Below are 14318 nucleotides of genomic sequence, written 5' to 3'. Positions count from 1 at the left end.
CGTCGGCCGCAAGCCGCTTGGCGACTGCCCGGCCGATGCCGGGCGTGGCCCCGGTGACCAGGGCAGTGATGGGGTGCACGTCGAGGTTTGCGCGTTCCACGGACATGGGATGCACCTTTCGGACTTGTTGCCGCACACGCCTCCTCGAACGACGTTAGTGAGCCGACGTGACCCTGCACTGCGCTGTTCTCGACGACTACCAGGGCGCCGCCCTGACTCTCGCGGACTGGACACCGCTCGCAGGGAGAGTGGAAGTGCACGTGCTGCGCGAACACCTGACGGACCGGGAGAAGCTGGTCGCCGCACTCGCGGACTGCGACATCGTCGTGGCCATGCGGGAGCGGACGCCCTTCGACGCGGAACTACTGCGCCGCCTGCCACGGCTGCGGCTGCTGGTGACGACGGGCATGCGCAACGCCTCCATCGATCTGGCGGCAGCGGCCGCTGCGGGGGTTACCGTCAGCGGCACAGCCAGCAGCTCCACTCCGCCGGTGGAGCTGACCTGGGCACTGATCCTGGGCCTGGCCCGGCAGCTGACGGTCGAGAACCGGGCACTGTGTGAGGGCGGCCCGTGGCAGTCCACGGTGGGCCAGGATCTGCACGGCCGGACGTTGGGGCTGCTCGGGCTCGGCAAGATCGGCAGCCAGACGGCACGCATCGCCACCGCCTTCGGCATGGAGGTACTCGCCTGGAGCCAGCACCTCAGCGCCGAGCGCGCAGCCGCCGAAGGAGCACAACTGGCGGACAGCAAGCACGACTTGCTGCAACGCAGTGACTTCGTGTCGATCCACCTCGTGCTCTCCGAGCGTACGCGTGGTCTGCTCGGGGAGGCGGAGCTGCGCGCCATGAAGCCCCACGCCTATCTGGTCAACACCTCGCGTGCCGGGATCGTCGACCAGGCGGCGCTGCTCCGCGCCCTGCGGGAGGGCTGGATCGCCGGGGCCGGCCTCGACGTCTTCGAGACCGAGCCGCTGCCCGCCGACGACCCCCTGCGCTCGCTGCCGAACGTGCTCGCCACGCCGCACCTCGGCTACGTCACCGAGCAGAACTACCGCACGTACTACGCGGACGTGGTGGAGGACATCGCCGCCTTCCTCGCCGGCAACCCGCTTCGAGTGGTTGAGACGGCTTGATCCGATGGGACCGCAGTAGCTGGTTGCTGAGCCTCGAACTGTGCGTTCGCGCGGTGTGTGCCGGTCTCGCTGTCGGGGGGCCCGCGGGCGGTGTTCAGGGCGTCTTCTCCTGGGCGTCCTGAACGTCGGTTGCGTCGGTCGGGAGCCGGCCTTCGGCGGCTGTCGGGGCGGCGGTCTCCCTGGGTGGTCGGCCGCGTCTGGGCATGGCGCCCACATTCCCGGGCAGGCGTCCGGCCTGGGCAAGCGCCTGGCGCAGCACGTACTCGATCTGCGCGGTGGTGCTGCGCAGTTCGTCGCCGGCCCAGCGGGCCAGTGCGTCGTGGACCGCCGGGTCCAGGCGTAGCAGGATCTTCTTGCGTTCGGTCACCTGTGGCGCTTACTGGTAGAGGGTGCCGGTGTTCACTACCGGCTGGGTGGCGTGGTCGCTGCACAGCACTACCAGCAGGTTGCTGACCATGGCGGCCTTGCGTTCCTCGTCGAGGTCGACGATCCCTTGGTCGGCGAGGTTGTCCAGGGCCATGCGCACCATGCCCACGGCTCCTTCCACCAGGCGGGTGCGGGCGGCGACCACCGCGTCGGCTTGCTGGCGGCGCAGCATCGCCTGGGCGATCTCGGCTGCGTAGGACAGTCGGGTGATACGTGACTCGATCACGTGGACGCCGGCGGAGGCCACTCGGGCGGTGATCTCCTCGGAGAGCTGTGACGTGATCTCCTCGGCGTTCTGACGCAGCGACAGGTGTTCGTCGTGGCGGGCGTCGTAGGGGTAGTTGCCGGCGATGTGCCGGACCGCGGTCTCGGTCTGGATCGCCACGAACTGGACGAAGTCGTCAACCGCGTACACGGCCTGGGCGGTGTCGGCGACCTGCCAGACCACCACCGCGGCCATCTCGATCGGGTTGCCGTCGGCGTCGTTGACCTTGAGTACCGCGGTCTCGTGGTTGCGGATCCGGGTCGAGACGCGCCTGCGCTTGGTGAAGGGGTTGACCCAGCGCAGCCCCGTGTCGCGCACGGTGCCGGTGTATCGGCCGAACAGGGAGACCACTCGGGCCTGGCCCGGGGAGACGGCGGTCAGCCCGGCCAGCACCAGGACCCCGAGCACGATCAACGCCGCCGCGAACTTCCCGGCGCCGCCGGTGGAGTTCGTGGCCAGCACCGCGCCCGCGACGACCAGGGCCAGGCCGCCGGCCAGCCCCAGCCCGCCGGACCAGGCGCGCGCGGGGCGCTCGCTCACCGGCGACTCCGGCATCCGGGCCTGGATCCCGCTGGGCTCTTCTGCAACCATCTGGCTGCCTCCTCTTTGTATTGCTTCATGCTCTGGATATTGCTTCATGCTCTGGCAGGACGATCCGACGTGTCGGTCCGGGCTCGGGACCGTACTGATGGCGCGCCAGCTGTGGGTCAGTGGGCGGTGCTGGGTTTGGTGCCGGTGATCAGGCGTTCACGGTCGAAGAGCTTCGCGACGACGCGGTAGGCGGCGAAGTCGATGACCAGGAGGACGCCCGCGAAGGCGAGAGCGGTCGTGAGCGTCGGCTTGATCACGTTGAACGACATCAGTGCGATCACGGCAATCGGGGGCAGGCTCGCCAGAGTGCTCAGCTGCTGGGCCACGCGCGTGTCGTTGGCCTTGGTGGAGATGGCGAGGCCGACCCAGACCGCCCATCCGGCCAGCAGCGGGATGTAGAAGACCTCGGCGAGCAGCTGCGGCGCGTGAAAGACGGCCGTGGCGATCACCGGATTCGCGCCGATGCCCACGATCGCCAGGAAGACGCCGAACATGAGGTAGGACAATCCGACCGCGGGGATGAGGTTCGCCACCGCCTTGCCGATCAGCAGTTCCTCGCGGCGGATCGGCGTGGTCAGCACCGGCTCCAGAGTTCCCTGCTCTCGTTCGCCGACCACCGAGTTCGCCGCGATGGTGGCAGGGATGAGGACCGGGATCAGCATCAGGAACATCAGCCCCAGGCCGACCTGAAGGTCAAGCTTCTGGCTGTCCGCGGCCGCCTTGCTCGCCAAGATGGTGGTGGTTGGCGAGACGAGGAAGAAGACCGGCAGGACCGCCATCGTGGCAAGGATGAAGCGGTTGCGCCGGAACTCGGTGAGCTCCTTGCGGACGACCGCAGCGATGTGATTCGTCGTGGTACTCATCGCGATCCGCCTTCCTGGTCCTCGACCAGTTCGAGATAGACGTCCTCCAGCGAGTGCTGCGATTCGCCGATCGACAGCACGTCGGTCCCGGCGGCCACCAGGGCGCGGACCACCTCGGGCGCCGCCTGCGCGGGATCGGACACCTCAAGCACGTAGCCGGCCGTGCCGTCGGCCGGCCGGGCGTCGGCCCGCCAGCCCTCGACGGCGGGCAGGTCCGTGAAGACGTGGCCCGGGTCGGTGAGCGGTGCGGCCGTCGTGATGTCCAGTGACCTGTTGAACAGCGTGTGGCGCAGTTCCTCGGGTCGGCCGATTGTCTGCAGGCTGGTGTTCATGATCGCGATCCGGTCACACAGGCGCTCTGCCTCGTTGAGCCGGTGGGTGGTGAGGAAGACGGTGACGCCGCGCTGCCGCAGCGAGTCAATCAAACCGTGCACCTCGTGCGCCGCCACCGGGTCCAGGCCCGAGGTCGGCTCGTCCAGGAACATGACCTCCGGATCGTTCAGCAGCGTGCGGGCCAGGGCGACCCGCTGGCGCAGGCCCTTCGACAGACTCCCGCACGCGTCCTGAGCGCGGTCGACGAGGTTGACGGCCTCCAGTGCCTCCTCGATCCGGGCCTCACGGCCTGCAAGACCGTAGAGACGGGCGAAGAACTCCAGGTTCTCCCTCACCGTCAACCTCCGGTACAGACCGGGGGCCTCCGGCATGATCGAGATGCGTCGGCGGATCTCCGCCTCGTTGTCCGCGGTCAGCGGGATACCGGCGACCACCGCCGACCCGGAGGTCGGCGCGATCAACGTGCCCAGGATCCGCACCATCGTCGTCTTACCCGCCCCATTGGGGCCCAGGAACCCGAATACCTCGCCGCGGGCGACGCTGAACGAGACATCGTCAACGGCGATCCGGCCGCCGAAGTGCTTGGTCACGTGACTGACCTCTATCGCCGCCACTCCGACCGGCCCCGGCTGCGCCGCCCCACTACCGCTGAACGGCGGCGCGGGCGTTGCACCCGGCGCCGTCGACTGGTCAGTGTTGTTCGTCCGTTGTGCGGTCGACCGCCGACCCGTGCCTGGTCTTCTCATCCGGCTCATCCTTCGACTGCAGAGTAGCGACACCAGAACCCGGTGCCTCCCGCAACGAGCTGGGCACCTCTTCGCGGCCCCATCTCATGTTCTAGCATAGTGATATCACTTTTCTGGCCCAGTCGCTCCCCTCCTGGACCGTATTCCTGGCCGGATCGGAGCGCGGTCGCGTGGAGTGCCTGCACTGGGTGATCTTCGACGAGTGCGAGCGGCAGCCCGGAGTGGGGAATCAGGCGGCCCGCGGAGCCCAGTAGGCACGAGGCGTGCGCGAGCCGGGATCTGCGTGCGCCAACTGGATTCCTCCGCACGGGCGTTCACCTGCGCCCTCGCGTGTCACTACAATCTGCTACCGCGCGATGACGCAGGTGATACAACTGGACACATCCACTCGAAGGTGGAGCAGGGCGCCGATGACGGTGACGCCAAGGGGAGAGGCCAGCACTCCATCGTCACCGGCTTCATCCCGCGCGACACGCCACACTGGAAGCTGAAGGTCCTGCCGGCCATCGCGGAAATCATGCTCCCTGACTCACAGACCGGGATCCGGGGCATGGCCGGCGCCGTCACCGACTCCGACCTGGAGAGGAAAGAACCATGACCAGCACGGGCAACGCCTTCTCCGCCGCCTCATTCGCTGCCAGCGCCGCCGCCGCCGGTGGCTGGGTGCTCGACCCCGCTCGGACTCGCATCGGCCTGCACTCGAAGAGCATGTGGGGGATGGTCAAGGTCAACGGCGAGTTCTCCTCCGTCCGCGGCTCCGGCCAGGTCGCGCCCGACGGTTCCGTCGCCGGCGAGGTCACCATCGACGCCTCGTCCGTGGACACCAAGAACAAGAAGCGCGACGAGCACCTGCGCTCGAAGGACTTCTTCGACGTCGCGAACTTCCCCACGATCACCTACACCGTCGAGGGCATCTCCCCGCTCGACGGGAACCAGGTCACCGTCCTCGGCACCCTCACCGCGCGCGGCCACAGCGAGGCGCTGCCCCTCACGGCCACCGTCACCGAGGCGACCGCCGACGAGGTGACCATCGAGGGGGAAGTGCACGTGGACCGGTCCCGCTTCGGCATGATGTGGAGCCCGCTGAAGGTGGCCACCATGGACAACCGCATCACGGTGACCGCGAACTTCCGCCGGGACGCGAGCTGAGCCGGTGTCCTCTACTCACCGACCCCGCCGTCGACGTGTGGTCGGGTAGCCGGATCACGTTGCCGTGATCCGGCTACGGTCACCCATCAGCCGGCGTTGTATTCCTCGTCGGTGACGGAAGCGGGCTGCGCAGCAGCCCCGCTGGCGCGGGCACGAGGACGCGCCGGTCGGCAGGTTGGAGCGGCGCCCGATCGTGGTGCAACTCTCGGGTTGCGCGTAAACGCCCGACGTGCAACCCTGGAGTTGCATCCAATGGCGGCGGTGAAGGAGTCCCCTCATGAGCGAGGACCGGATCGAACGCGAAACACTGATCGAGGCACCCCTGGAGCGGGTCTGGTCGCTGGTGGCCGAACCCGGTTTCTGGGTGGCCGACAAGTCGAGCCTGCCCGGCACGGTGGCCACAGAAGGCGCGTTGCTGCTCGCGAAGAACCCCGAGTACGGCGACTTCCCGGTGCGCGTGGAGAAGGTCGAGCCGCCCACGTACCTGGCGTACCGCTGGGCCAGCGCGTTCCCCGGAGAAGAGCTGCGCGCGGACAACAGCACCCTGGTGGAGTTCACCTTGACCCCGGAGGGCGACAAGACGCGGCTGCGCGTCGTCGAGAGCGGGTTCGCGGCACTGGCAGGGTCCGAAGAGCTGCGCCGCAAGGCGGTGAAGGACAATACCGGCGGCTGGCCCCAGGAGCTCGACGCGCTCAAGACGCGCGCCGAACAGTCATCCGCGTGACGGACGAACGCCGCGGCGCCGTCGAGGCGGTCGACAGCGTCCTGGTCGCGCTGGCGGACCCGACGCGACGTCAACTGCTGGAACTACTCGCCGCACAGGACGGGGCCACCGCGACGACGCTGGCCGAACGACTTCCCGTTTCGCGGCAGGCGGTGGTCAAACACCTCGCCGTGCTGGACGCCGCCGGGCTGGTTTCCGGCAGCCGGGTCGGACGCGAGGTGCGGTACGCGGTGCGGCCCGCGGCGCTGGACGCGACGGCGCGCTGGATGGCAGGGCTCGCGGCCGACTGGGATCGGCGGCTGGCGAACATCAAGCGCGTCGCCGAGGCGGCGGAGCGGGACCAGCACTAGGAGGGTGCTGAAGATCTAGGCCGGATCAGGGAGCGGCGTCATGCGGCTTTGATTGCAAGGCGGAGGAGGAAGCCAACCGTGGTTGGTTGGCGACCGACGACAACGCGGCAAGCGGAGTCGCAGGGCGTCGCGAGCCCGGCCTAGATCTTCAGCACCCTCCTAGCTGGAAGCAGAGCCCATCGCCGCGTAAGGAGAAGGAGGACGCGATGCAACTTCGGCTTCGGTACGCCGCGCTGACGGCGACGCTCGGGCTCGGCGCCGCATCCTGGGTCGTCGCGGTCTGGCAGATGAACGGGATGGACATGGGCGTCGGGACCCGGCTCGGTTCGTTCACCTTCTTCGTCGCCCTGTGGGTGTCGATGATGGCCGCGATGATGCTGCCTGGCGCGGCTCCGGCAGTCGTGAACCGCGCTCACGCAAGCGGTCGGGTGCGCGCCGTGCCGCTGTTCGTGGGGTCGTACCTCGCCGTCTGGACCCTCGTGGGCGTCGCCGTGTACGCGTTGTACCGGCCGCACGGCTCCTTCGCCGCCGGCGTGGTCGCGATCGCGGCTGGTGTCTACGAGTTGACGCCGATCAAGCGGCACTTCCGCCGGCGCTGCCGCGAGAGCCTCCGCTCCGGATTCGAGTTCGGGCTCTACTGCGTCGGCTCGAGCATCGGACTGATGCTGATCCTGGTGGCGCTGAGCGTCATGAGCGTCACCTGGATGTCGGTGATCACCGTCCTCGTCCTCGCCCAGAAGCTACTGCCCGCGAAAGCCGCCGTCGATATGCCGCTGGCGCTGGCCATCGTCGGACTTGGATTCCTGATCGTCATCGCACCCTCGGCGGTTCCTGGACTCACGCCACCGATGTGAGACGTCATCAGTGGTGGGGGCGGCCACGCCCAACTGTTGCAACGACACAAAGGAGAAGACAATGACCGCTCACAAGACCGGAACGCGTGAGGATTGGCTTGCGGCCCGGCTGGAACTGCTCGACGCCGAGAAGGAGCTGACCCGGCGTGGCGACGAACTGACGCGGAGGCGGCAGGAGTTGCCCTGGGTTCCCATCGACAAGGAGTACCGCTTCGAGACCGATGACGGCGCAGCGTCCCTCGCCGATCTCTTCCGAGGACGCTCGCAGCTCCTCATTTACCACTTCATGTTCGGTCCCGACTACGCGGCAGGATGTCCGTCCTGCTCGGCGATCGCGGACGGCTTCAACGGCTCCGTCGTCCACCTCGCGAATCACGACGTCACGCTCTGCGCGGTGTCGCGGGCTCCGCTCGCGAAACTGCAGGCGTACAAGGGGCGGATGGGCTGGAGCTTCCCCTGGGCGTCTTCGTTCGACAGCGACTTCAACTACGACTTCGGGGTGGCGCACACCAAGGAGGAGTGGCAGTCGGGAGTCGTCGAGTACAACTTCCGCGCGATGGACGTGCGGCCGCCGGAAGCCGGCGAGGAGAATCCCATGCTCGCCGAAATCGCGTCCAGCGTGGGAACGGACTGGCCGACGTACCGACGAGAAGGGCCCGGTGTGAGCGCGTTCGCGCTCGAGGACGGCGTCGTCTACCACACCTACTCGGCGTACGAGCGCGGGGTGGACGGCATCTGGGGCATGTACCCGTGGCTCGACCGCGCGCCACTCGGTCGCAACGAGAGCGGTTTCTGGTGGCGCCGCCACGACGAGTACGACAGCCAGTGACGCGTGCGGAGGTAGCGCCGGCGCTGCTCGCCGCTGGTGCGGGCAGAGCGGAGAGCACCCGCGCTCATCCCCGGCACCGAAAACCAGGTGATCGGAGTCGCAACGGACTCGCACAATGACTCATGCTCATCGACCACTGGCCTCTGCTCGGACTGCGGCTGATCACGCCGCGTCTGGAGCTCCGCCTGCCATCGGGCGAAGAACTCTCGGAACTGGCCGACCTTGCGGCAGAAGGCGTCCATGAGCCGGACCGCATGCCCTTCTCCGTCCCCTGGACAGATCTGCCTCCCCGGGAACGGGCACGCTCGGTGGTTCAGCACCACTGGCTCCGACTCGGCAACTGGACCCCGGACAACTGGGCGCTGAACCTCGCCGTCTTCGAGCACGGCCAAATCGTCGGTCAGCAGACGATCGCTGCCCGCGACTACGCGTCCGTGCGTGAGGTCAACACCGGCTCCTGGATCGGCCTTCGGCACCAGGGACAGGGAATCGGTACCGAGATGCGCGCGGCCGTCCTCCATCTGGCATTCGCAGGGTTGGAGGCAGCCGAGGCGACCTCCGGCGCCTTCGTGGACAACCCGTCGTCGTTTCGGGTGTCCAGAAAGCTCGGCTACGAGCCGGACGGCATCGAGCGCATCACCGTACGCGGCCAGGTCACCGTCATGCGCCGACTGCGGCTCTCCCGGGCGCGGTGGGAGAAGCGCCGGCAAGCGAACGTCTCCATCGACGGTCTGGCAGCCTGTCTGCCCCTACTCGGCTTGACGGACAAGGCAGATGAACAGTGACCGACATCGGTGACGTCGTCGGCGAGATCTTCGCAGCCTGTCGATGCGACGGCCCGCAAGGTCAAGGCGGTTGTACGGGTGGCCCTTGCCGTCGATGACGCCGTCGAGCGGGAGAGAGCCACACCCGGGGTCCTGGGCCATCCAGACCATAGGGGCACAGGTATATCCGGCTGGTGCGCCTCGACGGTCTCCGGACTCGGTTCCCTGGTCCGGCGGGCCGATACCTGGATCTCGTTACCGGATCGTTATGCATGGCCCGGATCGTGCGACGTCGTTCGCCGGGCCCGCGACCCGCGTGCAACAGTGGGCGCTGGACGGTCCTGGGCAGGGCGCCCGACCGTCCCGTCCATGGTGTCCACCCACCTGCGAGGTCCGCGATGGCTCAGACGTCCGAAGACACGCGCCGGTCACTTCCGCCCGAAGGCCAGTCCGCCGAGTTGGGAGAGGAAGGGCTTCGCCGGTTGCTCGCCGGGCTCACCGCGGTGCGTGACGGGGACCTCTCCACCCGCGTGCCCGCCGAGGCAGACGGTCTGCTCGGCGAGATCGCCGGTGTCTTCAACGGCATGGTCGACCAGCTGTCGCTGGTCACCGCCGAGGTGACACGGGTGGCCCGGGAGGTCGGCGGCCAGGGGCGGTTGGGCGGCCAGGCCCGGGTACCCGGGGTGGGCGGAGTCTGGCAGGAGCTCACCACCAGTGTCGACACCATGGCGGGCAATCTGACCGACCAGGTCCGCAACATCGCCCAGGTCACCACGGCAGTCGCGGGGGGAGATCTGTCGCAGAAGATCACCGTCGACGCGCGCGGGGAGATCCTGGAGCTGAAGGAGACCATCAACACCATGGTCGACCAGCTGTCGGCGTTCGCCGGTGAGGTGACCCGGGTGGCGCGCGAGGTGGGTACGGAGGGCAATCTCGGTGGTCAGGCCACCGTGAGCGGCGTGTCGGGCACCTGGAAGGACCTGACCGACAACGTCAATGTGATGGCGTCCAACCTCACCGGTCAGGTGCGCTCCATCGCCCAGGTGGCGACCGCGGTGGCCAAGGGCGACCTCTCCCAGAAGATCACCGTCGAGGCCAAGGGCGAAGTCGCCGCCCTGGCCGAGGTGATCAACACGATGGTCGATCAGCTGTCGGCGTTCGCCGGTGAGGTGACGCGGGTGGCGCGCGAGGTGGGTACGGAGGGCAATCTCGGTGGCCAGGCCACCGTGAGCGGAGTCTCGGGCACCTGGAAGGACCTGACCGAGTCCGTCAATGTCATGGCGGACAATCTCACCGCCCAGGTCAGGTCGATCGCCGAGGTGACCACCGCGGTGGCCAAGGGCGACCTGTCGCAGAAGATCCGGGTCGACGCGCGCGGGGAGATCCTGGAGCTGAAGGAGACCATCAACACGATGGTCGACCAGCTGTCGGCGTTCGCCGGTGAGGTGACCCGGGTGGCGCGCGAGGTGGGTACGGAGGGCAATCTCGGTGGTCAGGCCACCGTGAGCGGCGTGTCGGGCACCTGGAAGGACCTGACCGACAACGTTAATGTGATGGCGTCCAACCTCACCGGTCAGGTGCGCTCCATCGCCCAGGTGGCGACCGCGGTGGCCAAGGGCGACCTCTCCCAGAAGATCACCGTCGAGGCCAAGGGCGAAGTCGCCGCCCTCGCGGGGGTGATCAACACGATGGTCGACACGCTCTCCGCGTTCGCCGGTGAGGTGACCCGGGTGGCGCGGGAGGTGGGCACCGAAGGCACCCTCGGCGGCCAGGCGCGGGTCCCGAACGTGGCCGGGACCTGGAAGGACCTGACCGACAACGTCAACTCGATGGCGAACAACCTGACCAACCAGGTCCGCAACATCGCCCAGGTCACCACGGCCGTGGCCAAGGGCGACCTGACCCGCAAGATCGACGTGGATGCGCGGGGCGAGATCCTGGAGCTGAAGACCACCATCAACACCATGGTCGACCAGCTGTCCTCGTTCGCCGCCGAGGTCACCCGCGTCGCCCGCGAGGTCGGAAGCGAGGGGCGGCTGGGCGGCCAGGCCGAGGTCGAGGGCGTGTCGGGCACCTGGAAGCGGCTCACCGAGAACGTGAACGAGCTGGCCGGGAACCTCACCCGCCAGGTGCGCGCCATCGCGGAGGTCACCAGCGCGGTCGCGGAGGGGGACCTGACCCGCTCGATCACCGTCGAGGCTCCCGGCGAGGTCGGCGACCTCAAGGACAACATCAACTCCATGGTCGGGTCGCTGCGCGAGACCACCCGCGCCAACCAGGAGCAGGACTGGCTCAAGACCAGCCTCGCCCGGATCTCCGGCCTGATGCAGGGCCGGCGCGGCCTCACCGCTGTCGCCGAGCTGATCATGGATGAACTGACTCCGCTGGTCTCCGCCCAGTACGGCGCCTTCTACCTGGCCGAGGAAACCGTGGACGGTGCCGAACTCGTCATGATCGGCTCGTACGGCAGCCCGGACGCGCCGAACGGGGCACCCCGGCGCTACCGGCTCGGCCAGTCCCTGGTCGGCCAGGCCGCCCGCAGCCGCCGCACCATCCTGGTCGAGGACCTGCCGCCCGGGTACGCCACCATCTCCTCCGGGGTCGGCTCCAGCGATCCGGCCGTACTGATCGTGCTGCCGATCGTGGTCGAGGACCAGGTTCTCGGCGTGATAGAACTCGCCGCGCTACGGCCGTTCAGCGGTGTCCATCGAGACTTCCTCGACCAGTTCGTCGAGACCGTCGGCGTCAACGTCAGCTCGCTGGTCGCCAACGCCCGCACCCGCGAGCTGCTGGAGGAGTCGCAGCGGCTGACCGCCGAGCTGCGCGCCCGCTCCCAGGAGCTCCAGGTCCGGCAGGAGGAGCTGCAGAACTCCAACGCCGAACTGGAGGAGAAGGCGGCGCTGCTGGCGGACCGTAACCAGGACATCGAGGCGGCGAACCTGGAGATCGAGCAGGCCCGCCAGGAGCTGGAGGCCCGCGCGCAGCAGCTGTCCCTGGCCTCGCTGTACAAGTCCGAGTTCCTCGCCAACATGAGCCACGAGCTGCGCACGCCGCTCAACAGCCTGCTGATCCTGGCCCAGTTGCTGGCGCAGAACCCGGGACGCAATCTGACGGCCAAACAGGTCGAGTACGCCGGTGTGATCCACTCGGCCGGCTCCGACCTGCTGCAGTTGATCGACAACATTCTCGACCTCTCTAAGGTCGAGGCCGGGAAGATGGACGTCAGCGTGGAGCGCTTCCCGATGAGCCAGCTCCTCGACTACGTCGAGGCCACCTTCCGCCCGCTGACCGGGCAGAAGGCACTGCAGTTCCGCGTCAGCACCGGTCCCGGAGTGCCCACCGAACTGGTCACCGACGAACCGCGGCTTCGGCAGGTGCTGCGCAACCTGATCTCGAACGCGGTGAAGTTCACCGAATCGGGCCGGGTGGACCTGGTGGTCGAGCCGGCCGCAACTGAGGAACTGCCCGACTCCTTGCGGTTTGGTCCGCCAGCCGTCGCGTTCCGGATCCAGGACACCGGCATCGGCATCGCCGCCGAGCATCTGGAGAGCATCTTCGGCGCCTTCCAGCAGGCGGACGGCACCACCAGCCGCCGCTACGGAGGAACCGGACTCGGACTGCCCATCAGCCGGGAACTGGCAGAGTTGCTCGGCGGCGTGATCGTGGTGCGCAGCACGCTGGGGGAGGGCAGCTGCTTCACGCTGTATCTGCCGCACGGCGCAGTCCCTGCCCACGATCCACTGCCACGGCAGGGCGCTCCCATCGCCGCGCAGTCCTTCACACAGGTTGACGACTCCCTTGCCGGGCGCGTCGTTCTGGTCGTCGACGACGACGCTCGCAACGTCTTCGCGCTCACCGGGGCGCTGGAGCTGCAGGGGATGCTGGTGCTGCACGCGGACAACGGCAGGTCCGGCATCGACCTGCTCAAGTCCCGTGAGGACGTCGACGTCGTGCTGATGGACGTGATGATGCCCGAGATGGACGGTTACGCTGCCACTGCGGCGATCCGTGAGATGCCGCAGTTCGCCCGGATTCCGGTCATCGCGGTCACTGCCAAGGCCATGCCGGGTGACGAGGCCAAGAGCCTCGCGGCAGGCGCGAACGACTATGTCACCAAGCCCGTGGACGCCGAGGACCTGCTCGCTCGGATCCGCCGCGCACTCCTCGTGCCCGCCCGCACCGCGGAGAGTCCGAACGGCGACGGCGCCGATGCCTCACGCGGTGGCTGACTTCTTGTGGTGGTCCGGCGACGGCGTGGTCGTCGTCGCGGTCGGCCGGGCGGTGAGATGGGCGAAGACGACGACGTTGCTGGAGTACTCCTGGGTGGTGCGGTCGAAGGTGCCACCGCAGGTGATCAGGCGCAGTTCGGGTCGTCCGGTAGCGGCGTAGATGGTGGTGTCGTCGAAGTCGTCACGTGGGATGACCCGGACGGTGTCGATGGTGAAGTCGGCGGTGCTGTGGTCGGCGCGTCGGACAGCGACCTGGTCGCCGGGCCGGGCGAGGCTGAGCGGGTAGAACACGGCCGGTCCGGTGCGGGTGTCGACGTGGCCGACGATGACGGCCGTGCCGCTCTGACCGGGAGTGACCGCACCGGTGTACCAGCCGGCGGTGTGCGGCAGAGCGAACGGCGGGGTGGCTACGGTTCCGTCCTGCGCACGCCCCACCGGGATCAACGGGGCGTCCAGGCCCAGTCGTGCGATGGCGATGCGCACGGGCGCGGACGGGGGCATCGGTGCCGGCGTCCCGAGCGGAGTGGGGGCCGGGTGGGTCGTGGTGCTTTGCGGAGCGGGAGTCGACTGCGTCGTGGGGGCGTGCGGGGCGTTCGTCCCGCAGGCGCTCAGGCCGAGGCCCAACACGGCGGCCGCGAAGCAGGTTGCGGTGGTGGCCGCGGTGAGGCGGCCACCACCACGAAGGTGCTTGTCAGCCACCGATGTGCCGGGTGAAGCCGGCGACGGCGGCGGCCATGCCGCCACCGCCCGCGTCGACGCCGTGGTGGTGGCACCACCGGTGGTCGCGGTCCCGGTGGTCGCGGTCGCGGTGGTCGCGGTCCCGATCGCGGTCGCGGTCGCGGTCGCACCAGCCGTGGTGGCCGTGGTGGCCGTAGTCCGTGTGGACCATGGCGATGGCGCCCGGGGCGGCCGCCTGGGCGGTGGCCGGGGCGACGACGCCCGCCAGGGCCGTAGCGGCTACAGCCGCGACCAGGGCCTTGCGCAGCAACTTCATGTATTCCTCCATCGTTGACGGGGCGGCGAAGAGCACGGCACCCCAGGTGAGCTGCCGTCAGTTGTTCC

The 14318-nt window shown here is 68.6% G+C and carries 15 protein-coding genes; 9 read left to right on the top strand and 6 right to left on the bottom strand.

The features are described from left to right. Positions 1-167 precede the first annotated feature (167 nt). Positions 168-1133, top strand: coding sequence for a D-2-hydroxyacid dehydrogenase family protein (locus ABIA33_RS14180; protein ID WP_370081183.1), 966 nt, complete (start codon positions 168-170; stop codon positions 1131-1133). Between the two features lie 94 nt (positions 1134-1227). Here the strand turns inward: ABIA33_RS14180 and ABIA33_RS14175 are convergent, their stop codons facing one another. The 4 genes from ABIA33_RS14175 to ABIA33_RS14160 form a co-directional block, all read right to left on the bottom strand. Then, the gene (locus ABIA33_RS14175) at positions 1228-1500 is read right to left on the bottom strand and encodes a hypothetical protein (protein ID WP_370081181.1); all 273 of its coding nucleotides are present in this window, start codon (positions 1498-1500) and stop codon (positions 1228-1230) included. 9 nt (positions 1501-1509) lie between these two features. After that, the gene (locus ABIA33_RS14170) at positions 1510-2415 is read right to left on the bottom strand and encodes an SPFH domain-containing protein (protein ID WP_370081179.1); all 906 of its coding nucleotides are present in this window, start codon (positions 2413-2415) and stop codon (positions 1510-1512) included. Positions 2416-2531: 116 nt separating this feature from the next. After that, a complete protein-coding gene (locus ABIA33_RS14165) occupies positions 2532-3278 on the bottom strand; it encodes an ABC transporter permease subunit (protein ID WP_370081177.1) in 747 nt (248 codons plus the stop codon). After that, positions 3275-4201, bottom strand: coding sequence for an ABC transporter ATP-binding protein (locus ABIA33_RS14160; protein WP_370081175.1), 927 nt, complete (start codon positions 4199-4201; stop codon positions 3275-3277). Before ABIA33_RS14160 ends, ABIA33_RS14165 begins: the two co-directional genes overlap by 4 nt. A 550-nt stretch (positions 4202-4751) precedes the next feature. Between ABIA33_RS14160 and ABIA33_RS14155 the strand changes: the two genes are divergently transcribed. From ABIA33_RS14155 to ABIA33_RS14120, 8 genes are all read left to right on the top strand, one after another. Next, entirely contained in the window at positions 4752-4955 is a 204-nt protein-coding gene (locus ABIA33_RS14155) for a hypothetical protein (RefSeq protein ID WP_370081173.1), read from the top strand. Next, the gene (locus ABIA33_RS14150; RefSeq protein ID WP_370081171.1) at positions 4952-5506 is read left to right on the top strand and encodes a YceI family protein; all 555 of its coding nucleotides are present in this window, start codon (positions 4952-4954) and stop codon (positions 5504-5506) included. The genes ABIA33_RS14155 and ABIA33_RS14150 overlap by 4 nt, the downstream gene beginning before the upstream one ends. Before the next feature lie 277 nt (positions 5507-5783). Then, positions 5784-6230, top strand: a complete 447-nt coding sequence (locus ABIA33_RS14145) for an SRPBCC domain-containing protein (protein WP_370081169.1) — start codon at positions 5784-5786, stop codon at positions 6228-6230. After that, positions 6227-6580 carry an ArsR/SmtB family transcription factor gene (locus ABIA33_RS14140; protein WP_370081167.1) on the top strand — a complete coding sequence of 118 codons (354 nt, stop codon included), beginning with the start codon at positions 6227-6229 and terminating at the stop codon, positions 6578-6580. Before ABIA33_RS14145 ends, ABIA33_RS14140 begins: the two co-directional genes overlap by 4 nt. A gap of 206 nt (positions 6581-6786) precedes the next feature. Next, positions 6787-7434: a DUF2182 domain-containing protein gene (locus ABIA33_RS14135; protein ID WP_370081165.1), complete on the top strand. Its 648-nt coding sequence runs from the start codon at positions 6787-6789 to the stop codon at positions 7432-7434. A 61-nt stretch (positions 7435-7495) separates the two neighbouring features. Then, entirely contained in the window at positions 7496-8263 is a 768-nt protein-coding gene (locus tag ABIA33_RS14130; RefSeq protein WP_370081163.1) for a DUF899 domain-containing protein, read from the top strand. Positions 8264-8385: 122 nt separating this feature from the next. Beyond that, positions 8386-9048: a GNAT family N-acetyltransferase gene (locus ABIA33_RS14125; RefSeq protein WP_370081161.1), complete on the top strand. Its 663-nt coding sequence runs from the start codon at positions 8386-8388 to the stop codon at positions 9046-9048. Between the two features lie 377 nt (positions 9049-9425). After that, entirely contained in the window at positions 9426-13256 is a 3831-nt protein-coding gene (locus ABIA33_RS14120) for a HAMP domain-containing protein (RefSeq protein WP_370081159.1), read from the top strand. On the opposite strand, the gene ABIA33_RS14115 is transcribed toward ABIA33_RS14120, so the two are convergent. Both ABIA33_RS14115 and ABIA33_RS14110 read right to left on the bottom strand, forming a co-directional pair. Further along, a complete protein-coding gene (locus tag ABIA33_RS14115) occupies positions 13242-13955 on the bottom strand; it encodes a class F sortase (protein ID WP_370081157.1) in 714 nt (237 codons plus the stop codon). The two genes, ABIA33_RS14120 and ABIA33_RS14115, sit on opposite strands and share 15 nt — an antisense overlap. Then, complete coding sequence (locus ABIA33_RS14110) at positions 13948-14250, bottom strand: hypothetical protein (RefSeq protein WP_370081155.1); 303 nt, start codon at positions 14248-14250, stop codon at positions 13948-13950. The genes ABIA33_RS14115 and ABIA33_RS14110 overlap by 8 nt, the downstream gene beginning before the upstream one ends. Positions 14251-14318: the final 68 nt, after the last annotated feature.

The organism is Streptacidiphilus sp. MAP12-16 (genome assembly GCF_041262165.1).
GTDB lineage: Bacteria > Actinomycetota > Actinomycetes > Streptomycetales > Streptomycetaceae > Streptacidiphilus.
This window is presented reverse-complemented; position numbering and strand designations above follow the sequence as displayed.

What these genes read in the sequence shown, in the direction of transcription:
- ABIA33_RS14110 (WP_370081155.1), bottom strand. Translation starts at nt 14,250, where the DNA reads ATGAAGTTGCTGCGCAAGGCCCTGGTCGCGGCTGTAGCCGCTACGGCC.
- ABIA33_RS14145 (WP_370081169.1), top strand. Translation starts at nt 5,784, where the DNA reads ATGAGCGAGGACCGGATCGAACGCGAAACACTGATCGAGGCACCCCTG.
- ABIA33_RS14170 (WP_370081179.1), bottom strand. Translation starts at nt 2,415, where the DNA reads ATGGTTGCAGAAGAGCCCAGCGGGATCCAGGCCCGGATGCCGGAGTCG.
- ABIA33_RS14130 (WP_370081163.1), top strand. Translation starts at nt 7,496, where the DNA reads ATGACCGCTCACAAGACCGGAACGCGTGAGGATTGGCTTGCGGCCCGG.
- ABIA33_RS14135 (WP_370081165.1), top strand. Translation starts at nt 6,787, where the DNA reads ATGCAACTTCGGCTTCGGTACGCCGCGCTGACGGCGACGCTCGGGCTC.
- ABIA33_RS14150 (WP_370081171.1), top strand. Translation starts at nt 4,952, where the DNA reads ATGACCAGCACGGGCAACGCCTTCTCCGCCGCCTCATTCGCTGCCAGC.
- ABIA33_RS14165 (WP_370081177.1), bottom strand. Translation starts at nt 3,278, where the DNA reads ATGAGTACCACGACGAATCACATCGCTGCGGTCGTCCGCAAGGAGCTC.
- ABIA33_RS14125 (WP_370081161.1), top strand. Translation starts at nt 8,386, where the DNA reads ATGCTCATCGACCACTGGCCTCTGCTCGGACTGCGGCTGATCACGCCG.
- ABIA33_RS14120 (WP_370081159.1), top strand. Translation starts at nt 9,426, where the DNA reads ATGGCTCAGACGTCCGAAGACACGCGCCGGTCACTTCCGCCCGAAGGC.